The organism is Albimonas sp. (assembly GCF_055129145.1).
In genome coordinates this window covers 1-22,054 of the sequence record NZ_JBSRTQ010000035.1, presented here as the reverse complement: position 1 = coordinate 22,054, position 22,054 = coordinate 1, and the positions used below count along the sequence as shown (strand labels likewise).

Annotated in this window: 18 protein-coding genes and 1 CRISPR repeat array; of the genes, 14 read left to right on the top strand and 4 right to left on the bottom strand. The window is 68.6% G+C overall.

The annotated features are described in order from the left end of the window. Nucleotides 1–22: 22 nt before the first annotated feature. The 5 genes from ACTB72_RS08100 to ACTB72_RS08080 all read left to right on the top strand — a co-directional run bounded on the left by ACTB72_RS08100 (nt 23) and on the right by ACTB72_RS08080 (nt 3,296). Nucleotides 23–421: an antitoxin Xre-like helix-turn-helix domain-containing protein gene (locus ACTB72_RS08100; protein ID WP_463036479.1), complete on the top strand. Its 399-nt coding sequence runs from the start codon at nt 23–25 to the stop codon at nt 419–421. Then, entirely contained in the window at nt 418–1,152 is a 735-nt protein-coding gene (locus ACTB72_RS08095) for an RES family NAD+ phosphorylase (RefSeq protein ID WP_463036478.1), read from the top strand. The genes ACTB72_RS08100 and ACTB72_RS08095 overlap by 4 nt, the downstream gene beginning before the upstream one ends. Nucleotides 1,153–1,264: 112 nt before the next feature. Then, entirely contained in the window at nt 1,265–2,542 is a 1,278-nt protein-coding gene (gene ccmI / locus ACTB72_RS08090; RefSeq protein WP_463036477.1) for a c-type cytochrome biogenesis protein CcmI, read from the top strand. After that, nucleotides 2,539–3,069: a Holliday junction resolvase RuvX gene (gene ruvX, locus ACTB72_RS08085; protein WP_463036476.1), complete on the top strand. Its 531-nt coding sequence runs from the start codon at nt 2,539–2,541 to the stop codon at nt 3,067–3,069. The genes ccmI and ruvX overlap by 4 nt, the downstream gene beginning before the upstream one ends. Next, nucleotides 3,066–3,296 (top strand): DUF1289 domain-containing protein, encoded by a 231-nt coding sequence (locus ACTB72_RS08080; RefSeq protein WP_463036475.1) that lies wholly within the window; start codon nt 3,066–3,068, stop codon nt 3,294–3,296. Before ruvX ends, ACTB72_RS08080 begins: the two co-directional genes overlap by 4 nt. A gap of 180 nt (nt 3,297–3,476) precedes the next feature. Here the strand turns inward: ACTB72_RS08080 and dusA are convergent, their stop codons facing one another. Next, a complete protein-coding gene (gene dusA / locus ACTB72_RS08075; RefSeq protein WP_463036474.1) occupies nt 3,477–4,505 on the bottom strand; it encodes a tRNA dihydrouridine(20/20a) synthase DusA in 1,029 nt (342 codons plus the stop codon). A 111-nt stretch (nt 4,506–4,616) separates the two neighbouring features. Between dusA and ACTB72_RS08070 the strand changes: the two genes are divergently transcribed. The 9 genes from ACTB72_RS08070 to cas2e all read left to right on the top strand — a co-directional run bounded on the left by ACTB72_RS08070 (nt 4,617) and on the right by cas2e (nt 14,737). Beyond that, entirely contained in the window at nt 4,617–5,696 is a 1,080-nt protein-coding gene (locus ACTB72_RS08070; RefSeq protein ID WP_463036473.1) for a tyrosine-type recombinase/integrase, read from the top strand. A 503-nt stretch (nt 5,697–6,199) separates the two neighbouring features. After that, complete coding sequence (gene cas3, locus ACTB72_RS08065) at nt 6,200–8,734, top strand: CRISPR-associated helicase Cas3' (protein WP_463036472.1); 2,535 nt, start codon at nt 6,200–6,202, stop codon at nt 8,732–8,734. A gap of 340 nt (nt 8,735–9,074) precedes the next feature. Continuing rightward, on the top strand, nt 9,075–10,541 hold the full coding sequence (casA, locus tag ACTB72_RS08060) for a type I-E CRISPR-associated protein Cse1/CasA (RefSeq protein ID WP_463036471.1): 1,467 nt from the start codon (nt 9,075–9,077) through the stop codon (nt 10,539–10,541). Next, nucleotides 10,538–11,068 (top strand): type I-E CRISPR-associated protein Cse2/CasB, encoded by a 531-nt coding sequence (gene casB / locus ACTB72_RS08055; RefSeq protein ID WP_463036470.1) that lies wholly within the window; start codon nt 10,538–10,540, stop codon nt 11,066–11,068. Before casA ends, casB begins: the two co-directional genes overlap by 4 nt. Continuing rightward, nucleotides 11,065–12,147 carry a type I-E CRISPR-associated protein Cas7/Cse4/CasC gene (cas7e, locus tag ACTB72_RS08050; RefSeq protein ID WP_463036469.1) on the top strand — a complete coding sequence of 361 codons (1,083 nt, stop codon included), beginning with the start codon at nt 11,065–11,067 and terminating at the stop codon, nt 12,145–12,147. Before casB ends, cas7e begins: the two co-directional genes overlap by 4 nt. Then, the gene (cas5e, locus tag ACTB72_RS08045; protein WP_463036468.1) at nt 12,140–12,820 is read left to right on the top strand and encodes a type I-E CRISPR-associated protein Cas5/CasD; all 681 of its coding nucleotides are present in this window, start codon (nt 12,140–12,142) and stop codon (nt 12,818–12,820) included. Before cas7e ends, cas5e begins: the two co-directional genes overlap by 8 nt. Continuing rightward, complete coding sequence (gene cas6e / locus ACTB72_RS08040) at nt 12,817–13,512, top strand: type I-E CRISPR-associated protein Cas6/Cse3/CasE (protein ID WP_463036467.1); 696 nt, start codon at nt 12,817–12,819, stop codon at nt 13,510–13,512. The genes cas5e and cas6e overlap by 4 nt, the downstream gene beginning before the upstream one ends. Then, complete coding sequence (cas1e, locus tag ACTB72_RS08035; protein ID WP_463036466.1) at nt 13,479–14,447, top strand: type I-E CRISPR-associated endonuclease Cas1e; 969 nt, start codon at nt 13,479–13,481, stop codon at nt 14,445–14,447. The genes cas6e and cas1e overlap by 34 nt, the downstream gene beginning before the upstream one ends. Before the next feature lie 5 nt (nt 14,448–14,452). Beyond that, complete coding sequence (cas2e, locus tag ACTB72_RS08030; protein WP_463036465.1) at nt 14,453–14,737, top strand: type I-E CRISPR-associated endoribonuclease Cas2e; 285 nt, start codon at nt 14,453–14,455, stop codon at nt 14,735–14,737. A gap of 106 nt (nt 14,738–14,843) precedes the next feature. Next, a CRISPR array of direct repeats spans nt 14,844–20,002; the repeat unit is 29 nt; unit sequence CTGTTCCCCGCATGCGCGGGGATGAACCG. A 370-nt stretch (nt 20,003–20,372) separates the two neighbouring features. On the opposite strand, the gene ACTB72_RS08025 is transcribed toward cas2e, so the two are convergent. The 3 genes from ACTB72_RS08025 to ACTB72_RS08015 all read right to left on the bottom strand — a co-directional run. Beyond that, on the bottom strand, nt 20,373–20,624 hold the full coding sequence (locus ACTB72_RS08025; RefSeq protein WP_463036464.1) for a hypothetical protein: 252 nt from the start codon (nt 20,622–20,624) through the stop codon (nt 20,373–20,375). After that, entirely contained in the window at nt 20,621–21,619 is a 999-nt protein-coding gene (locus tag ACTB72_RS08020) for an N-acetylmuramidase domain-containing protein (RefSeq protein WP_463036463.1), read from the bottom strand. The genes ACTB72_RS08025 and ACTB72_RS08020 overlap by 4 nt, the downstream gene beginning before the upstream one ends. Nucleotides 21,620–21,677: 58 nt before the next feature. Continuing rightward, nucleotides 21,678–22,054, bottom strand: a 377-nt coding sequence (locus ACTB72_RS08015) for a hypothetical protein (RefSeq protein ID WP_463036462.1), incomplete at its 5' end; no start/stop codon positions are given.

Here is a 22,054-nt window from a genome sequence, read left to right as displayed (position 1 = left end):
GCTATATGGCAAGGATCATCCCATGCACGCTTCCGGCGCCCCGCTCTCTCCCTCCGCGCCCGGCGCCGATCTCGACGCGGTGGCGCTCAAAGCCTATGCGCGGCTGGCCGACGCCTGGGGCCTGACCAATGACGAGGCCGCGGCCCTGGTCGACGCGGCGCCGCGCACCTGGGCGCGGATGAAGCTCGGACGCGGCGGGCGGCTGGGGCAGGATCAGCGGCTGCGGCTCAGCGGACTGGTCGGGCTCTACAAGGCGCTGCACCTCTATTTCTCGGACCCGCTGGCGGACCGCTGGGTGAAGCTGGCCAATGACGGGCCGCTGTTCGGGGGCGAGACCCCGCTCGCCGCCATGCGCGCCGGCGGTCTGCCCGTGATCCTGGAGGTGCGCGGTTATGTCGACGCCCTGCGCGGCGGGGCATGAGCGCCCCCGAGCTGGAACCGGCGGCGCCCGACCTGCCCCCCGTCTCCCCCCTCGCGCTCCGCGCCGCGGTGCGCCTGATCCCCTCGGCCCATTTCAAGCCGCCGGTGCTGCGCGCCCTGGTCGGCACCGACGCAGAAGCCGAGCTGCTGGCGCAGCTGGAGGGCCTGACCTCCGGCCGCCTGCTGGCCGAACGCCGCGGCCTGCCCGATCTCGACCCGCGCGAGATGGCGTTTCGCGCCCGTCGCGATCAGCTCGGGGCCTGGGGGCACACCTATGTGAACGCCGCCTTCGCCTATACCCGCAAGGGCGGCAACCGCTTCAACCCCGGCGACCGGGGGGCCTGGTACTGCGCCTTCGACGACCTCACCGCGATCGAGGAGGTGGCCTTCCACCGCACCCGTGAACTGGGTTTCGTCGGCGTCTACGAGGACGAAGCCGACTATCACGCCTATCTCGCCGACTTCATCGGCGATTTCCCGGATCTGCGGGGCGCGGCTGGCGCGCCGTGTCTGCACCCGGACCCCGGACTCGGCTACCCCGCCGGCCAGGCCCTTGCCCGCGCGCTGCGCGACGCGGGGTTCGCCGCGCTGATCTACCCCTCGGTCCGGCGCGCGGGCGGGACCTGCCTCGTCGCGTTCGAACCGCAGATCGTGCAGAACGTCCGCCCCGGCGCCCGCTGGCGGCTGACCTGGGCGGGCGGGCCGGCGTTCAGCGTGACCGCCCCCGCGTAACCCCGCCGCGGCCAGCCGCCTCACGGCCCCGTCGGTGGACGCGCGCCCTCCCCGGGGTTAAGTCCTTGGCTGAGTTTCCGCGGTTTGCCCGCCCTTTCGGAGCCCGTCACGCATGGCCTTCTGGCTCGCCGCCCTGCTGCTCGCGCTGATCTGCGGCGCATGGCTCGCCCGTCCGCTGTTGGGCGGACGCGCCGCCGCCGCCCCGCGCGCCGCGCATGACGTCCAGGTGTTCCGCGACCAGCTGCGCGCGGTGGAGCGCGACGTCGCCCGCGGCGTGCTGCCCGAGGCGGAGGCCGCGGGCGCGCGGGCCGAGATCTCGCGCCGGCTGCTCGCCGCCGCGGCGGAGGCCGAGCGCGCCGATCCCGCGGTCCCCGCCCCCGCCGGCGCGTCGAAGGCGCTCGCCGCCGGGCTGGTGACGCTGCTGGTGGCGGGGGGCTTCGGGGCCTATGCGATGATCGGCTCGCCGGACCTGCCCGACCGCCCGCTCGCCCAGCGCATGGCCGAGATCCGCGCCGCCGAGCCGCCGCGTCCGTCCCAGCTGGAGGCAGAACAGCTGGAGGCCGGCCGCCTCGCCGCCGCCGCGCCCGCCCCCGACGCCGCGCCCGAAGACCCCGAAACCATCCGCCTGCGCGAGCTCGTCGCCCGCCTGCGCGGCGTCCTCGCCGACCGCCCCGACGACGTGCGCGGCCGCCGGCTGCTCGCCGACAGCCTGCTGCGGCTGGAGGATCCCATGGGCGCCCAGGCCGCGATGCGCGAGGCGGTGGACCTGCAGGGCGACGCCGTCGCCCCCGCCGACCGCGCCGCTCTGGCCGAAACCATGATCCTGTCCGCCGGCGGCTACGTCTCGCCGGAGGCGGAGCGGCAGCTGGGCCTGACCCTGCAGGCCGAGCCGAGCCAGCCTATCGCGCGCTACTATGCGGGCCTGGCGCTCGCCCAGACCGGGCGCTACGGGCTGGCGCTGCGCTTCTGGCAGGCGCTGCTGAACGAGGGGCCCGAAGACGCCCCGTGGATCGAACCGATCCGCGCCCAGATCGGCGGGCTGGAACGCGCCGCGATCGCGGCGGGCGACATGCCGGCCGGCGGCCCCGTCGCCTCCGCCCCCCCGGGTCCCGATGCCGAACAGATGCAGGCCGCGCAGGACATGTCCCCCGAAGACCGCGCCGCGATGATCGAAGACATGGTCGCCCGCCTCGAAGGCCGCCTCGCCGAGGCGGGCGGCCCCCCCGCCGACTGGGCCCGCCTGATCTCGGCCTATGGCGTGCTCGGCAAACCCGAGGACGCGGCCCGCATCTGGAAAGACGCCGAGCAGGTCTTCGCCGACGCGCCCGACGCGCTGAACCGCCTGCGCGGCGCCGCCGTCGACGCCGGCGTGAAGGAGGCGATGGAGTGAGCGACGCGCCCGCACCCGTCTACGCGCCGATCCTCGAAGCGCCGCAGGCGGTTGCGTTCGCCGCGGCCCTCGCCCCCGGCGGCCAGCTGATCGGCCTCGACCTCGGCGACCGCACCATCGGGGTGGCGGTGTCGGATGGCGGGTTTCACATCGCCTCGCCGCTCTCCACCGTGCGCCGCAAGAAATTCGGGGCGGATGTGGCGAAGCTGGTGGAGATGCTGGCCGGACGGAGCGTGGCGGGCTGGGTGCTTGGCCTTCCGGTCAACATGATCGGCGACGAGGGCCCGCGCTGTCAGTCGACCCGCGCCTTCGCCCGCAATTTCGCCCGCCTGCGACCGGAACCCATCCTGCTCTGGGACGAGCGCCTGTCGACGGTGGCCGCCGAACGCGCGCTGCTGGAGGCCGACGCCTCGCGCAAGCGCCGCGCCGAGGTGATCGACCACGTCGCCGCCGCCTACATCCTGCAGGGCGCGCTGGACCGCCTGGCCTCGATCCGGGCCGCGGCCGCGCGGGAGGAGGCGCGATGACCGACGACCTCTGGCGGCGCGACGAGATCGAGAGCCCATGCACCAAGGTCTGCCAGATCCACCCGGGCGCGCGGATCTGCATCGGCTGCCTGCGCACCGGCGACGAGATCGCGACCTGGTCGCGGCTCTCGCCGGAAACCCGGCGCGAGATCATGGCCGACCTCCCCGCCCGCGCCCCGCGCCTGCGCGACCCCGCCAACCGCCCCTCCCGCCGCCGGGACCGCTGACGGCGGGGGAGCCGCGCGACGACCGGTGCGCCGGCCGCGCCGAAGCGCCCGCGCGGCGTGGGACCGGGGGCGCCTGCGGGACCGTCTCCCGCGACCACGGCGGAGATTTCCCCGACGAAGGCTGGGCGGGGGGGCGATGCTCCGCGCCGAAGGCGAGGGGCGAGGTCGCCCTCCCGGCCTTCAGGCCGCTTCGGCGGGCGCGACGGCGGCGAGCGCCTCTTCGATCAGCTCAGGCCCCGCACCGGGCCGCGTCGAGGCCGAGGACAGCACCTGCCGCCACCGCCGCGCGCCCTTGCGCCCGGCGAAGAGCCCCAGCATCGGGCGCAGCACCCGGTGCAGCCGCTCGCCCCGCGCCAGCTCGGCTTCTGCATAGTCGATCATCGCCCGCGCCGCCGCATCCGGCGTCGCATCCGGCCCGGGCTCGCCGAAAATCCGCCGATCCGCCGCCGCCAGCACCGCGCCCGGATCATGCCAGGCCGCCCGCCCGATCATCACCCCGTCGACGCCCTGCGCCAGGAACCCCTCCGCCGCGTCGAGCGAGGCGATCCCGCCATTGACCACGATCTCCAGCTCCGGCCGCCGCGCCTTCTGCGCCACCGCCAGATCGTAGTCGAGCGGCGGGATATCGCGGTTCTCCTTCGGGCTCAGCCCCTGCAGCCACGCCTTGCGGGCATGGATCGCGAAATGGCGCACGCCGGCATCCGCCACCCGGTCGATGAAGTCCGGCAGCACCTCCTCCGCCACCTGGTCATCCACCCCGAGCCGGCATTTCACCGTGATCTCCGGCCCGCCCTCCGCCCGGCTCGCCGCCGCCATCGCCGCCACGCACGCGGCCACCAACCCGGGATCGCGCATCAGGCAGGCCCCGAAGGCCCCGGTCTGCACCTTGTCCGAGGGGCAGCCGACATTGAGGTTGATCTCCGCATAGGGCCAGGCGCAGGCGATCCGCACCGCCTCGGCCAGCACCGCGGGATCCGAGCCGCCGAGCTGCAGCGCCACCACGCCCTCGCGCTCCGGCGCGAAGGCGAGCAGCCGGTCCGCGTCGCCCCGCACGATGGCCGCGCCGACCACCATTTCGGTGTAAAGCAGCGCCCGGCGCGACAGCAGCCGGTGCAGCACGCGGCAATGCCGGTCGGTCCAGTCCATCATCGGCGCGACGGAAAGGCGACGTGCGTTTCCGATCAATGGCTTACGCTCCATGTTCACCATTTTCCCTCGCGCTGCGCCTCTGAGATTTTCCGTGGTTTTTCAACGTTGCCAGTGGTTCCCGGATTTCCTAGCGTCCAGAGGACTACCGAAACCGGCATCAGGACTACCGACGTGGGAACCATCGTAGAGCGCAGAAAGGCGGACGGGACCGCCTCGTTCCGCGCGCAGATCCTCCTAAAGGACAAGGGCCGAATCGTCCACCAGGAGTCCCGGTCCTTCGCCAGGCGCGTCACGGCGAAGGCCTGGATGGAGAAGCGCGAGAAAGAGCTCCGCACGCCCGGCGGCCTCAAGTCCGCCCGGATCAAGGGCAAGACGGTCGCCGACGCGATCGACCGTTACGTGGCCGAGAACCAGCGCGAGATCGGCCGCACCAAGGCGCAGGTGCTCCGATCCATCAAAGGCTTCAGCCTGGCCGAGAGCGCCTGCGAGGACGTGACCAGCGAGGACATCGTCGCCTTCGCCCGCAGCCTGAGCGAGGGGCGCGGCGCCGCCACGGTCGGCAACTACCTCTCGCATCTCTCGGCCGTCTTCGCCGTCGCCCGCCCCGCCTGGGGCCTGCCCCTAGACCAAGAGGCGATGCGCGACGCGATGGTGGTCTGCAAGCGGCTGGGCTTCGCCGCGAAGAGCCGGTCCCGCGACCGGCGCCCGACCCGCGACGAGCTCGACCGCCTGATGACCCATTTCGAGGATCGCAGGCGCCGGGGCCGAAGCCTGCCGATGCACCAGGTCGTCGCCTTCGCCCTGTTCTCGACCCGCCGGCAATCCGAGATCGTGACGATCCGCTGGGCCGACCTCGAGCCGGAGCACGCGCGCGTGCTGGTGCGGGACATGAAGCACCCCGGCGAGAAAGCCGGCAACGACACCTGGTGCGAGCTCCCCCCGGAGGCGCTGCGCATCGCCGAGGCCCAGCCGCACCGGCCAGACGAGCCCCGGATCTTCCCCTACTCCACCGACGCCGTCGGCGCCGCCTTCACGCGCGCCTGCAAGCTGCTGGAGATCGAGGATCTCCATTTCCACGATCTTCGCCACGAAGGCATCAGCCGGCTGTTCGAGATGGGCCGGACGATCCCCCAGGCCGCGAGCGTGTCGGGGCACAGGAGCTGGCAAAGCCTGCAGCGCTACACGCACATCCGCGCGACCGGCGATCGTTGGGCAGGATGGCGCTGGATTTCTGAGCCCCCAGATTCGTAGGTTGGGAAAAATCCCATGGCTTCAATCCGATTTCCGAATAGGCCCGCCTTGTTACTAGCTATACTCACCAATGACTTAGCAGACGTTTCGGAAGGCAGCATCCTATCTAATTTCTGCCGCTTCAGTCGGCAAGATCGAGCCACGGAGCTCGCTCTCAACAAGCCAAAACAGTCTTGGGAGGGGAGAGTTTGCCTTCGCAAAACTCACCACCAATGCCCCCCAGAAAAAACAAGAGCGAGGAAACGTTGTGTTGGGAATGGGCGACGCCTCAGCCGGGAGAAGCGGGAGTTCGCTGCGGTTGATCCAAGTTACGGGCTCGGATCATCCGGAGAACAGCCTAAACCAAAATCGGGTGCGTTCGCGGGGGCAAGGTAGTTGACGATGCATAAACGCTTAAAAGTTTCGTCGTTGCATTATGGGCGGGAAGGGACGCTGTCGTAGATCTGCTCGAGATCGTAGGGATCGGCAATGGTGCGGGAAAACGTGCCAAGCGGCCGAGTTAGATGATAAAGATACCCGGATTTGAGACGCTGCCAAAGGATCGTCCGGATATGGAGTTATCGGCAATCTGCAGATGGCCAGGCAAAAGCCCTGCAGCCGATGGAGGGCCCGCCCACCCCGCTATTTATCACATGCTTGATGTCGCCAGCGTGGCTGAGCATTTGCTGCGCGGGAATCCGAACGCTCAGCTGCTGACCTTGATGATCGCCCTGCACGACCTCGGCAAAATCGGGCTTCCGTTCAAGGCCATGCTTCTGACCGGCGCAAAACAACCCTGGCGCCATTGGGAAGTGACCGAAGCCCTCCTGCGTTACCCGGACATTGAAAATCGGTTGATAGAGCGACTCGATGGCGATTGGCGGGCGCTTCGCGTGCTCGTCGCCGCGATATCGGGACATCACGGAGGCCCGCCGACGGCCAATGAAGACGCACTAACCAGGATGGTCGAGGTCGCAGGGCCGGAGGCGCTGGCAGACGCGCTTGCCTTCGTAGAGTGTTGTCTCGATCTGTGGCCGGAAGCTCGTCTGGGAACGATGCGCAAGAAACAGGCGAGTACGTTGAGCTGGTGGCTCGCAGGACTGACCACAGTGGCCGACTGGATCGGCTCCAATACCGAATGGTTCGCACCTTGCGCCGCGGAGCTGTCGATCGAGGCCTATCTCGCCTCGGCTCGCGAAAGGGCGCCGGGCGCCCTTGCCGCGGCCGGCCTCGCCCCCCCAGCCCTCTCCAACCGAAGAATGTTCGACTTTCGGCTCCGGCCGATGCAGGAGGCCGCGGCGCGCATCCCATTGAGGGATCGCCAGATGCTGGCGATCATCGAGGACGAGACCGGCGCGGGCAAAACCGAAGCCGCGTTCCTGCTTGCCCAGAGAATGATGCAGGCCGGAAAAGGGCGGGGCCTCTTCGTGGCGTTGCCGACCATGGCGACGGCGGATGCGATGTTCGGGCGCGCCCGGGATTTCGCCCATGGGCTGTTCGCATCGCCGCCGTCTCTCACGCTGGCGCATGGACGATCGGCGCTTTCCGAAGACTTCAGAGAGGTTCGGAACACCGCGCCCGGCTCCGAGTCTCCGGTCTGCGGGCCATGGCTCGCAGACGATCGCCGACGCGCGCTGCTCGCAGATATCGGCATCGGCACCATCGACCAGGCGTTGCTATCGGTCCTTCCGACGAAATTCGCCACGCTCCGCCACTGGGGACTGTCTTCCAAGATCCTGATCGTCGACGAGGTGCATGAGCTCGGCGATCCCTACATGGCCGAGCAACTGCTGCAATTGCTTCGTCTGCACGCGGTTCAGGGAGGATCCGCGATCCTTCTCTCCGCCACCCTTCCGCTCGAACTTCGTGAACGATTGGCTCGAGCCTTCGAGGAGGGCGCGGGGCGCGTTCACGTCGAGGATCTGGCCACCGCCTATCCATCTCTCACCGTTGTCGGTGGGGCGAACGAACGATCGCTTCCAAGCGCGACCTCCGCGAAAGGCCCCGTTCGAGTGGAGCGACTGAGCGATCAGGACGCGGTCATCGATTTGCTGGCGAGCAAGGCTGGAGGCGGCGCCGCTTGCGTCTGGGTGCGAAACGCGGTCGATGACGCGATATCTGCGGTGGAAGCTCTTCGCGCTCGGGGCGTCCCCGCAGATCTTCTCCACGCCCGCTTCGCCCTGGTCGACCGGAAACGGATCGAGTCCGACATGTTAGCGCGCTTCGGTCGGAGCGGCGCTGACCGCTCGGGGCGGGTGCTTGTCGGGACACAGGTGCTCGAGAGCTCGCTTGACCTCGACTTCGACGTGATGGTGTCGGATCTCGCGCCCATGGCCTCGCTGATTCAGCGCGCTGGTCGCCTATGGCGGCACATGGAGCTGCGGCCAGCCTCATCCCGCGCCGTCATGGAACCTGTGCTTCACGTCCTGTCTCCCGATCCGACAGTCGTCCGTTCGGATCGCTGGCTCCGGGATACCCTCGATCGGGGAGCATTCGTCTATCCATTGGCCGAACAGTGGCGCACGGCACGCGAGCTGTTCGACAGGGGCGTTATCGAAATGCCTTCAGGCCTGCGCGCACTGATCGAAGCGGTGCACGGCTCTGGCGCGGCGGACGCGCCGGAGACCCTCGAGATGGCCGACCGAGAGGCGGAGGGTGATTGGCTCGCACGGCGAAACCATGCACGCCAGAACGTCATCCGGATCGAAGCCGGCTATCGCGACGGCGGCGGAGCGGTTGACGACCGGGAGTATCCCACGCGGCTAGGGCAACCCACACGCAAGCTCATGCTCGCGCGGTGGAGCAAAGGTGTCCTTCGCCCCGCCGCCATTGCCGAAACCATGGCTGATGCTGAAATGCTGAGCGAAGTTTCAGCCTCGATGCGGCGGCTTTGCCACCTGCCGCTGCCGGATCAGAACCAGCCGGCCATAGGCGCGCTGATCGAAAGCTGGCCCGACTGGAAGCGCTCGACGGTGACGGTCTGTCCACTCGGCGAAGATGGCGCGATATGCGAAGGGTTGCGCTATGACAGCAGCTTAGGTCTAATCTTCTCATCCTGACAGGTTTGGGATGACCCGTTGATGGAGGCTTTGCCGCCAAGGGTTTCAGTGGTGTTCCCCGCTTCGCGGGGATCTTTAAGTTGATAGATGCTTTGCCTCCATACTTGACCAACGCATCGAATCAGCGGAATGTAAAAAGCCTCGGGGTTTCCCCCGAGGCTTGGAAGGCCGAATATTCCCTAGCCGCGGCAACGGCCAGAAACAGAGAGGTTGGCAAGTGCTTACGATACCTCTGAACCCCTCGGATCGGACCTGATTTTTCTATTGGAATCGCCGATTCAAATCAAGGTCTGCGCCGATTATCGGCGCAGACAGCCCATGTTTTTATGGTGGGAAAATCGTGCCGCTTAACCTTATCTCGGACTCTTGGATCCCGGTTCTTGCGCATAGCGGACGCCGGTTCATTCGCCCCGATCAGATCGCCGATCCCGATGTTCTCTGGCCCGACTGGCCTCGGGCGGATCTCAATATCGCCTGTCTCGAACTGCTGATCGGCCTCGTTCACCTCGCCGATCCGGTCGAGGAGGTCGAGGACTGGGAGGATCGCAAGGCCGACCCGGACCGCTTGCAGGAACGCTTCGCCCCTCTTGCGCCCGCCTTCGAACTTGGCGGCGACGGCCCGCGCTTCCTGCAGGATCTCGAACCGATCGTCGGCGAGCCCAACCCGCCGGACATGCTGTTCATCGATTCCGCGGGCGGAAACACGGCGAAGAACAATGCCGACCTGATGGTCCATCGCGCCCGCTACCCCCGCCTTGACCCCGCGATGGCGGCGATGGCGCTATACACGTTGCAGGCGCACGCGCCGTCGGGTGGCGCCGGGAACCGCACATCGATGCGCGGCGGTGGGCCGATGGTCACGCTGGTTCAGCCGGCAACCGAAAGCCTTTGGCCGCTGGTCTGGGCGAACGTTCCGTTGGGACGGCCTGGTCGCCTTGAGGCGCTGCCCTGGATGCGCCCGACCCGAACGTCGGAACAAGGCGACGTGCACTATCCGCCGCAGAGCGAGTTTCTTGTCGCGGAGTGCTTCTTCGGCATGCCTCGGCGCCTGCGGCTGGTCTTCGACGGCGACGACGTGACGGGCGTCATCCAGCGCCCCTACGGCGTCAACTACGGAGGGTGGGAGCATCCGCTGACCCCTTACTACCGCCAGAAGGCCGGCGCCGAGCTCTTCCCAGCGCATCCACGGGCAGGCGCATTCGGCTATCGCAACTGGCTGGGCGTGGTCGCCGACGCACCGGACGACGATCTGAAGCGCAGGGCGCGGGCCGTGCGCGACTATGCGAACCGCGTGCGCTCGACAGCCGGCGCCAGCGTGGTCGTCGCCGGCTGGTCGATGGACAACATGAAGCCCCGCGACTTCGTGCTGTCGCGCCAGCCCTATCTCAACTTGCCCGAGCCGGACTTGCGCCGCCTACGCGGCATGGTCGAGGCTGCGGAAGCGCTCGGCGGCGCATTGCGAATGGCGCTGAAAGTCGTGGTCGCCGAAGGCACGGCGCTGGACGCGCTGCGTGAGGAATTCTTTCTACGCACCCAACGCGCCTTCGAGATGCGCGTCGCCGAACTTCCGGGAGAGAACGTCTCGCGGGGCTGGCTCAATGACATGCGAAAGGCCGCGCTGGCGATCTTCGACGCTGCGGCGCTGCCTGGCCTGGACACCCTGGCGAGCGAGCGGGTCGAACGAGTTTTGGCGGCGCGAAACGGCCTTGTCGCGGATTTCGCCGGATACCGGAAGCTCGGCAAGACCGCCTTCAACAGCCTCAGCCTTCCGCTTCCACAGCAGAAACAGAAGGAGCCCACCGAATGACTGAAACCGGGCCCGAAATCCTCAAGTGGTGGCGGACGCATATTCGCCCAACGGAAGACACCTCGGCCGCACGCGCGCTGCGCGCCAGGCTGCGTCGCTCATCCGGCCCCGAGGAGACGCTCGCGGAAGAGGCCGTGTTCAAGCTCACCGGCCCGCTACCCTGGCTTCGTGCGCAACCCGTCGCTCTGGCGACGCTTTGCCAGGTCCTGGCGCGGGTGGAAACTCATCAGGGACGACGGCTCGCCGCTCAGCTCGGACGACGCGACGGGCCCGACGCCCCGCGCAGAATGTCGATGCTGCGATTTCAGCGTCTGATGAGGACTCCGGCCGAAGACCTTGGAACCGCATTGCGCCGAGCGCTCCCGTTGGCAGGAGACAGCTGCGATGTCGCGCGGCTCGGCAAGGATATCCTCAACTGGGATCACCCCGACTACGGCGAACAGACCCGCATCGATTGGTGCTTCGACTATTTCAACGCGGCGCGCGCGACGGCGCCCGCGAACAGCCCCGAGGAGTCCGCGGCATGACCACATTTCTGCAGCTGCATATGCTGACCGCCTATCCGCCCTCGAACCCCAACCGTGACGATCAGGGCCGCCCCAAGCAGGCCACGGTGGGGGGCGCTCCCCGCCTGCGACTGTCCAGTCAGTCGATCAAGCGGGCCGTCCGGATGTCCGACGCATTCCGCAAGGGACTGGAGGGGGCTGTCGCCGACCGAACCAAGCTGATGGGCAACGTCATCCGCGAGCATCTCCAAACCCAGGGCGCGGCGCCGGAAGAGGCCCGCGACATCGCGATCAAGGTCGCGGCTGCGTTCGGCAAGAGCTTCGAGACGCAGGACAAGGCGCGCCCGGAATGGGTGCAGGGCAACACCCTCGCCTTCATCTCCCCCGACGAGAGGAAGGCCGCGCTCGATCTCGCCGACAAGGCGCTGGCCGGAGAGGATCTGCCGAAAGAAAAGGACCTTGCGAAGATCATCCTGCGCACCGCCGATGGGGCCGTCGACCTCGCGATGTTCGGCCGCATGCTGGCGGATAATCCCGACTACAACCGCGACGCCGCCGTGCAAGTCTCTCACGCCATCACCACGCACCGGGCGCAGGCCGAGGATGACTTTTTCACCGCCGTCGACGACCTCAAGACCCGGGCGGAAGATGCCGGGGGCGCGCATCTTGGAGAGCATGCGTTCGGCTCGGGGGTCTACTACCTCTACGCCTGCATGAACTGCGACCTGCTGGTGGAGAACCTCGGCGGCGACATCGCGCTGGCGCAGAGGGGCGCGGAGGCCTTGGTGCGGGCGCTCGCCACCGCCACGCCGAGCGGCATGCAGAACAGCCATGCCCACCATCCCCGAGCCGGCTACATCCGAGCCGAGGTCGGGGGAGAGGCGCCCCGCGATCTTACCGGAGCTTTCTTCACGCCCGTGCGCGGTGATGCGCTTCTCTCGCGATCGGTCGAGGCGCTGGAAGAAATGAGCGCGAAGATCGACGCGGCCTATGGCGCGGCCTGCGACGACCAGAAGGTCATGGATGTGGAGAAGGGCGACGGCACGCTGGCCGAAATCGTCGCATTCGCGGCCGCTTCGGTAGGCCGGGCGCATGCCTGATCATCTGGTTTTCACGCTCGTCGCGACTCTCGCTTCGAATGGGGATCTGGCGGGTCACGAACGGCGCGGCACTCTTTCATGGCCAGGACGATCCGCAATCCTCGGACTTCTGGGCGCGGCCCTTGGCGTTCGCCGGGATGACGCCGCGGGCCAATCAGAGCTCGCAGGTCTGAAAATGGCGCTTGCCGTGCATGATGAAGGCGAGCCCCTGCGCGACTACCATACGGTTCAGACCGTGCCTTCGGCTGCCGTGAAACGGCCAGACAGCCGCCGGGAAGCCCTCCGGCGCGCCGGGCTCAAGACCAACACCACGATCACCCTTCGGGACTATCGCATGGGCGTCGCCTATTCCGTGGCGATCTGGGATGCGCCGCTCGGGCCGCTGGAGGCCGCGCTGCGTCGTCCGGTGTTCACGCTCTATCTGGGGCGGAAATCCTGCCCTTTGGCGGCGCCGCCTGCACCTCGCATCGTAGTGGCGGGCGGGCCGGTCGAGGCGCTCTCGCACGCGCAGTGGCCCGGCTTCCGGCCAGTGCCGTCCGCCCGCGTGATCTACTCGGACGTCGACCTGGGCGGCGACGCCCGAGAACGACGCAACGACGTGCCTCTGGATCGCGGCGCCTGGCATTTCACCTCGCGCGAAGTTCACGTGCTGCATCTGGGAGGGAATGCATGACGCTCTGGCTCTCCCGCATGAAGTTATCTCGCGCGCCATCTGTCGAAGCGCTGAAAGCGCTGATCGATCCTGATGAGCGGGGGCGCGCCACCGACGCTCACCACCGTCTGATCTGGAGCGCATTCGCCGGGGACCCGGCGCAACGCCGCGATTTCCTTTGGCGGGCCGAGGGCGACGGCCTGTTCCACGTGCTGTCGGAGCGTCCGCCGGAGACATCGCCCTTCTTCGAGCCGCCCGAGACCAAATCCTTCGCCCCCGCGCTTTCCGTCGGCGATCACCTGGAATTCGTGCTTCGCGTGAATGCGACGAGGACACGGAAAGTCACGCGGGGCGAGCGTGAGAAGAAGGCTCATGATGACGTGGTTATGAACGCTCTTAGGAATCTGCCGCAGGGCGAGGCGCGCGGCGAGGCGCGCATGCGCGTTGCTGGAGAAGCCGGCCGCGAGTGGATGGAAGGACAAGGTCTGCGCTCGGGTTTCACGGTCGAGACCATGTCGGTCATGGACTATTCGGTGCAGGCGCTCCCATCCCACCAGGGCCCGCGCAAAGGGCAGCCGCAGTTCGGAGTGCTGGATCTGACGGGGCGGCTCGTCGTTACAGAACCGGACGCACTGCTCGCCAGGCTCGCGCAGGGCTTCGGGCGGGCCAAAGCGTTCGGATGCGGCATGATGATGATCCGACGGGCGCGATGACCCTTCCGGGCCTTCCGCCGCCTCGCCCCATCCCTCTCAAGGACCGCGCCTCCTTGGTGTTCATCGAGCGTGCGCAGCTCGACGTGCTGGACGGCGCCTTCGTGGCGGTCGCGGCAGACGGCTCACGGACCCACATCCCGGTCGGCGGTCTCGCCGGACTGATGCTCGAGCCTGGCGCCCGCATCTCGCATGCGGCGGTTGCGCTGGCGGCTCGGACCGGAACGCTGATCACCTGGGTGGGCGAAGCTGGCGTTCGGCTCTACTCCGCCGGGCAGCCGGGCGGCGCGCGGGCCGACCGGTTGCTCTGGCAGGCCGCGCTTGCGCTGGACGATGGGGCGCGGCTTCGCATCGTGCGACGGATGTATGCCCTGAGGTTCGCAGAAGAGGCGCCGGAACGCCGGTCGATCGACCAGTTGCGTGGGATCGAGGGCGTGCGGGTTCGCAAGACCTACCAGCTGCTGGCCGAAGCTCATGGCGTGAAATGGAAGCGACGCAGCTACGACGTGACGGACTGGGAGGCGGGCGACGTTCCGAACCGTTGCCTCTCCGCGGCCACCGCCTGCCTGCATGGGCTGACCGAGGCGGCGGTTCTGGCGGCGGGCTATGCGCCGGCCATCGGCTTTCTTCACACCGGAAAACCTTTGTCGTTCGTCTATGACATCGCCGACCTCTACAAGCTCGACACCGTCGTGCCGGAAGCCTTCCGCATCGCGGGCCAGCATGCGCGAGGCAAGCTCGATATGTCTCCCGACCGAGCCGTGCGTCTCGCCTGCCGCGACGCCTTCCGCAAGTCGGGGCTGCTTTCAAAGATCATCCCGCGCATCGAGGAGGTCCTGATGGCCGGCGGACTGCCTCGTCCCGGCGCGGCGCCCGAGGCGCTGGGACCGGCGTTCGAAGATGAACCGCCGTCGGGCGACGATGGTCACAGGGGCTGATCCGCATGCTGGTCGTGGTGGTGGTGAATGCTCCCCCCCGTCTGCGCGGCCGTCTCGCCGCATGGCTGCTTGAGATCCGAGCCGGCGTTTATGTGGGCGATTATTCGGCGAGGACGCGGGAGATGATCTGGGATCAGGTCTGCGCGGGCATAGGTGAAGGTGACGCAGTCATCGCTTGGCGCGCCTCAACCGATCAGGGCTTCGACTTCGACACGGTCGGGCGAAACCGGCGTGCGGCTGCGGAGTTTGACGGCCTGAAGCTGGTCACCTTTCATCCGGAAAAGCGCTGAACCGACCAAGATTTTGGCGGCCTTTCCTGGCCCCGATCCTCCTCAAAAAATCGGTGCGTCGTTTGACTCGGGAATTCTCTCGCGACACCAGTGTCTTCTGGGAAGACTGTTCCCCGCATGCGCGGGGATGAACCGTCTCCGACCTGGTAGCCGGCCTGCTGCGCCGCCTGTTCCCCGCATGCGCGGGGATGAACCGGCGATGGAGCGGCTCGGCGAGCCGCTGCCGGTCTGTTCCCCGCATGCGCGGGGATGAACCGTCGCTGGTCGGCGGGACCAGCTACCAGTGCGCCTGTTCCCCGCATGCGCGGGGATGAACCGCTGGATGCCGCCGTCCGTCGTGCCATCGTCGTCTGTTCCCCGCATGCGCGGGGATGAACCGCAACTCTACACCGATATCCCCGGGCTGACAGCCTGTTCCCCGCATGCGCGGGGATGAACCGTCGGCGCCATGACCCAGTCGCAGGCGACGGCGCTGTTCCCCGCATGCGCGGGGATGAACCGGTCATGGGGTCTCTCCTCTGGTGGCGACCGCTCTGTTCCCCGCATGCGCGGGGATGAACCGGCAAACCCGCCGCGCGTCGTCTATGGTTTCGCCTGTTCCCCGCATGCGCGGGGATGAACCGGCCCCCGCGATCCGGCGGAGCGCGGAGCGCAACTGTTCCCCGCATGCGCGGGGATGAACCGCCCTTCAGACGAAACGACATAGGTGTAGGGGACTGTTCCCCGCATGCGCGGGGATGAACCACGAACCGTTGCCGTTGCCGTTGCCGTTGCCGTTGCCGTCTGTTCCCCGCATGCGCGGGGATGAACCGTTCACGATCGCCGATGGCGCGACGGACTTCGTCTGTTCCCCGCATGCGCGGGGATGAACCGGCGGAACGCTACACGATCCGTTGCGCCGACGGCTGTTCCCCGCATGCGCGGGGATGAACCGGTCTCCACCATGCCTTGGATCTGCGCCACCACCTGTTCCCCGCATGCGCGGGGATGAACCGGCCTCCATGTAGGGCAGCATTTTGAGGAAAACCTGTTCCCCGCATGCGCGGGGATGAACCGATGATGTTCGAGAAGCCCGCCCCGCCGTTGAACTGTTCCCCGCATGCGCGGGGATGAACCGGGCAGGCTGCCCGACCCCGACGTCGCTGAGCCCTGTTCCCCGCATGCGCGGGGATGAACCGACGGGCGCGACCACATCGCCCAGGCGCGAACCCTGTTCCCCGCATGCGCGGGGATGAACCGGGCTCAACGCCCGCGGCGTGGTGCTGGAGCTGCTGTTCCCCGCATGCGCGGGGATGAACCGGAGGCGCAGCGCGCGCTCGGCGTCCCGGCTGACTGTTCCCCGCATGCGCGGGGATGAACCGTCTATCGGTCTTGGAGGGTCCCGATGACCCGCCTGTTCCCCGCATGCGCGGGGATGAACCGGACGAGGATCTGGAGGAATGGCGGTCGCACCCCTGTTCCCCGCATGCGCGGGGATGAACCGTAGCGATTTCCGGAACCCACTCGCTGGTCGCGCTGTTCCCCGCATGCGCGGGGATGAACCAATGCCAGCGTGACGCCCACGGCCTCCAGTGTCCTGTTCCCCGCATGCGCGGGGATGAACCGCTGATCGAGCCGTGCATCCTGGCGGGGTGCCCCTGTTCCCCGCATGCGCGGGGATGAACCGTCGGTTCAGATGGTGGTCTCCTCGCCCCCCTACTGTTCCCCGCATGCGCGGGGATGAACCGGCGCTGGCATGTCCTCGTCGCGGCATACGTCTCTGTTCCCCGCATGCGCGGGGATGAACCGTCGCCCGCAGTGTTGACCCCGAGATCGACGGACTGTTCCCCGCATGCGCGGGGATGAACCGACAGGTGGCTGACCCGGGCCGAGATCACCAAGCTGTTCCCCGCATGCGCGGGGATGAACCGACATCAACGGATGCCGGATGGTATACCGATGTCTGTTCCCCGCATGCGCGGGGATGAACCGGCCGGGCCGTCTCGCGCGGTTCGATGGACCTACTGTTCCCCGCATGCGCGGGGATGAACCGTCGTTTGAGAAGAATTCCCCGATTTGCACGTACTGTTCCCCGCATGCGCGGGGATGAACCGCGAGGAATGACGCCCATGCTACTCTGAGGGCGCTGTTCCCCGCATGCGCGGGGATGAACCGGCTGGAAAACAGCACCTGATCGGCGGCGGGAACTGTTCCCCGCATGCGCGGGGATGAACCGGCGGTCGAGCGGCTGGTGAAGCGGCTGGCCTACTGTTCCCCGCATGCGCGGGGATGAACCGCCCGGATGACCTCGGCCTCGGCCAACATGCCGCTGTTCCCCGCATGCGCGGGGATGAACCGTGCTGCGCTATGCGCCGCGGAAATTTGCGCCCCTGTTCCCCGCATGCGCGGGGATGAACCGCCAATGCCCACGCAACCAGCTTTGCGACGGCCCTGTTCCCCGCATGCGCGGGGATGAACCGCTCCACCAGCTTGAGTCGCTTCGCCACCTACGCTGTTCCCCGCATGCGCGGGGATGAACCGCTCCTCGGGGCTGAGGTTCGGGGCCTTGTCCGCTGTTCCCCGCATGCGCGGGGATGAACCGACGCGGCGAGCGACCGCGAGCTTCAGATGCGCCTGTTCCCCGCATGCGCGGGGATGAACCGGTGGTGATCGAGGTCGAGTGGTGCGAGGAAGACTGTTCCCCGCATGCGCGGGGATGAACCGACGGTCTCCGCGCTGGCGTTCCTCGCCGGCGGCTGTTCCCCGCATGCGCGGGGATGAACCGCTGTCGATCGAGGTCGCCAATCTGCGCGCCGACTGTTCCCCGCATGCGCGGGGATGAACCGTGATCCGCACCCAGGGCTACGCGGCGCGGGGCCTGTTCCCCGCATGCGCGGGGATGAACCGGCGCCGATGTGGATGGCCGCGACGATCTCTCGCTGTTCCCCGCATGCGCGGGGATGAACCGCCGCCAACCTGCGCGCCGAGCGGGATGCGCTGCTGTTCCCCGCATGCGCGGGGATGAACCGCTAGACGTTACCGACCCGCTCCGGGACCTCCTCTGTTCCCCGCATGCGCGGGGATGAACCGGCGAGCTGTCGGTCAACGGCGAATACCTCTCGCTGTTCCCCGCATGCGCGGGGATGAACCGTCGCCTATGGTCGGGGCCATCGGGCTCTACGGCTGTTCCTCGCATGCGCGGGGATGAACCGGACGGCACGACGAACACGGCGTTTCCGGGGGCCTGTTCCCCGCATGCGCGGGGATGAACCGGGGGTGGCATGTCGCAGGCAGTCGTCGGCGCACTGTTCCCCGCATGCGCGGGGATGAACCGCCCGGGACACCGCTGGGCGGGTTGCGGAAATCCTGTTCCCCGCATGCGCGGGGATGAACCGGATTACGGGCTCGCCGTCTCGGGCGTGGACGCCTGTTCCCCGCATGCGCGGGGATGAACCGGGATCGCGCTCCGCCGCACATCCGACAGCGCCCTGTTCCCCGCATGCGCGGGGATGAACCGTCGCGGCGCATCGGTCTGACCTGGGGGCTCGCCTGTTCCCCGCATGCGCGGGGATGAACCGACCTCGTCGGCCAGCTCGTCGCGGTCGAGCCACTGTTCCCCGCATGCGCGGGGATGAACCGATCAATTCCCCGGCGCCGATGATCATGATGCCCTGTTCCCCGCATGCGCGGGGATGAACCGAAGGTCATGCGGTCTCCCCCCCGGCAGCGCGGCTGTTCCCCGCATGCGCGGGGATGAACCGGTCTCGTCAGGGTTCAGGCCCATGCCGAAGTTCTGTTCCCCGCATGCGCGGGGATGAACCGCTCGGCAGGCGTGGGCTCCCAAAGGCTCGTCACTGTTCCCCGCATGCGCGGGGATGAACCGGGCTGGGCCGTGCGGGACGGCTCGCGCTATTCCTGTTCCCCGCATGCGCGGGGATGAACCGCGTCGCGAACGTGTTGGAGGCGTCGGCCAGAGCTGTTCCCCGCATGCGCGGGGATGAACCGTCGTTGAAATTCCTTAACACGGGGTCGGGGCCCTGTTCCCCGCATGCGCGGGGATGAACCGAAGGAAGAGGCGCGGCGGGCGGCGGTCGAGCTCTGTTCCCCGCATGCGCGGGGATGAACCGAACGGATTCATGTCCTGGGTGATCTTGTTCGCCTGTTCCCCGCATGCGCGGGGATGAACCGTGCTTGCGCAGCACATCCTCGCGCCCGGCGAACTGTTCCCCGCATGCGCGGGGATGAACCGAACATCACGGCAATGCCCAGGGCGAGGAACATCTGTTCCCCGCATGCGCGGGGATGAACCGTGGATCGCGCAGCACGATGTGCGCGTGTTCTCCTGTTCCCCGCATGCGCGGGGATGAACCGGCGACGCCCGCCGCGCTGGTCTGCATGAGGCTCTGTTCCCCGCATGCGCGGGGATGAACCGGGGTCGACGAGCCCGTAGTTGATCAGGGCGCCCTGTTCCCCGCATGCGCGGGGATGAACCGCCTACCAGCGCAGGCCCGTGCGCAGCGTCGAACTGTTCCCCGCATGCGCGGGGATGAACCGAGATCATCGAGCGGAGGATTCGGGAGAGTGGGCTGTTCCCCGCATGCGCGGGGATGAACCGCGGCGGGCGCCTCCCAGTAGCCGGGGACGCCGCTGTTCCCCGCATGCGCGGGGATGAACCGGAGGTGGTTGGAGATACCTTCGCCGACTTTTTCTGTTCCCCGCATGCGCGGGGATGAACCGCGTCAGCTCGGCCAGCGTCCGCGCGGCTCCGCCTGTTCCCCGCATGCGCGGGGATGAACCGCCCCATGCGCACAAGTTTCACCGGATGACTAGCTGTTCCCCGCATGCGCGGGGATGAACCGCTCGAGGATCCCAGCCGGGGCGCGCGAGCTATCTGTTCCCCGCATGCGCGGGGATGAACCGGGACGCGAGGCCGAAAGGCTACCCATTCCGACCTGTTCCCCGCATGCGCGGGGATGAACCGATTGCGTCCCGTGAGGCAGCCCGCGACCATGCCTGTTCCCCGCATGCGCGGGGATGAACCGGGAACAATGCATGACTGAAATCGTCGGAAAGTCTGTTCCCCGCATGCGCGGGGATGAACCGTCGAGGCTGTAGTCGGTGTGCCACCACACATCCTGTTCCCCGCATGCGCGGGGATGAACCGAGCTTAGAAACGTGGCGCCGGTGGCTTCGCATCTGTTCCCCGCATGCGCGGGGATGAACCGCACCTCGACGAGCGGCGGGGTCGACGGCCACCCTGTTCCCCGCATGCGCGGGGATGAATCGGTGGGGCAGCGTGTCGGCTAGGAAGGCCCAGTCTGTTCCCCGCATGCCCTGTGCTCTGAGCCCTGAAAACTGGACCGCTCGAAGCTGGAATCCCGGATTCCGGTTCCGGCTGGATGAGGAACGGGGGTCACGTTACGGACGTTGAGCTAGATTTGACGGAACGGCAACTCAGGGCCGGAACCGGCCGAATAAGAAAGGGCCGCGCCCCTCTCGGAGCACGGCCCTTTCCGTCCAGCGCTGTCGTCACCCTCACGCCCCGCAGACCGCCCCGAACACCCGCACGAACTCCGCTCCGCTCGCGAGGGTCTCGGCCGTGTCCGCGCGGCTCCAGGTCGGCAGCGCCGCCCGCAGTTCGGCGCAAATCGCGGCCTCAGTCGCGGAGCCGCCCGGCCTGGCGCAGCTGGTCAGCAGGATCGCGGCCGTGATCAGCGCGAGCTTCCGCGGCGCGCTGGTGGATCTCGATCGCGCGCGCATGGTTATCCTCCTGGGCTTTGCGTTCCGCCTCTGCCCGGCCCTCTCCGCGCCAGGTCGCGCGTAGGCCGAACAGGGCCGTGATGATCGCCGCGCCGACTGCGAACCAGCGGCCGGCGCGGGTGGCGAGCAGGCTGGAGAGCCAGGTCATGCGAGCCGCCCTGCCCGCGCGCGTCCGATCACCCAGGCCACGGCAAGCACCACGAGGGCGACGCCCGCGGCGCCGGCGAGGATAGCCTGCGCTGGGTCGCCGAGCCCGTCCGTCAGGCCGCGCAGAGCGGCCCCGAAGACGCCCAAGGCGGCGGCGATTTTCCGGGCCTGGGCGATCCGCTGATCCGTTCGGTCGGGCTGCGCCGCCGGCGACGGGGGCGGCCGGATCGAAGCCTCGCGCAGCGCGGCCCAGGTCCGGGCGCCAACGATCCCGTCGGCCGGCAGGTGCTCGGCCTTTTGGAAAGTCAGCACCGCCGCCCGGGTGTCCGGACCGAACCAACCGTCGTCGGGGATGCCGAGCGCGCGCTGCAGCTCGACCACGGAGGCGCCGCGGGCGCCCAGGCGCAGAACCTCGGCCGAGGGGGCGCCGGCCTCGCGCGCGTAGGCGGAGGCGAGCTTCGCCGCGTAAGTGTCGACCTTGCCCGGGCCGTTGTAGCCAGCCGCCAGCGCGCGCCAGTCCTGCGCCCGCAGCGCGCCGAGAAGGTCGGAGGCGCGAAGGTAGGCGACCAGCGCGTCGAGCTGCGCGTCGGCGCTGTCGGCGAAGGCTTCGACCATGGCGACGGTCGAGGCGTAGCCGACGGTTCCCGCGTTGAAGCCCATGATCTGGGGCCCGCCCCAGCTGGTCGCCCGGCACGCAGCCTCGAGATCGCGCGCGGCGGCCCGGTCGAACAACGCTCGCCGGGCCGGCGAGGACAGCGCCAGCGCCGCACGCCAGCCGCCGGCCCAGCCGAGGGAGGCGCGGAGCTCCGCGGCGAGGTGGTGCGGTTCCAGCCGGCGCGGGAGCTCACCTTCGGGCTCGAACCAGCGGCCGCGGGCTTCGACGGCGATGACGGCGCGCAGGGCGGCGGGCGCGCAGCCGATGTCGGCGGCGGCGTCCACGATCGCGCCGGGGGACAACGGGTGGCCGGCGCCGCGCCAGGGAGCGGGACTGGGCATGCGGGTTCACCGCGCGCGGTTGCCCGCGGCGGGCCTCTGGACTGGGGTGTTGGAAGGGTCAGGCGGCGGGGAGGATCTTGAACGGCAGGCGGATGCTTTCCTGGGTGGCCTGGGGGACGCCGCCGCAGTCGTAGTCGAGGCGGGAGAAGTAGGTGGCCCGCCCGGGGAGGGCGGCGAGGGGGACCACGAAGACCAGGCGGACCAGGGTCCAGTCCTCGTCGCTCGCGACGCCGTAAGCGCCGGCGCCGCGGTCCCATTCGGCGCCGCGCGGGTGGTTGATCACGCCGCGACGCTCGGCGGGATGCTCGCGCCCGCCATGGTTCTGGACCATCGGCACGGGCGGGCGGGCGCGGCAGGTGCGGCCGAAGGCGGTGCGGCGAACCAGGAAGACGGCGGCGCACTCGGCCCCTTGGGCGCAGGCGCCGCCATCGACAT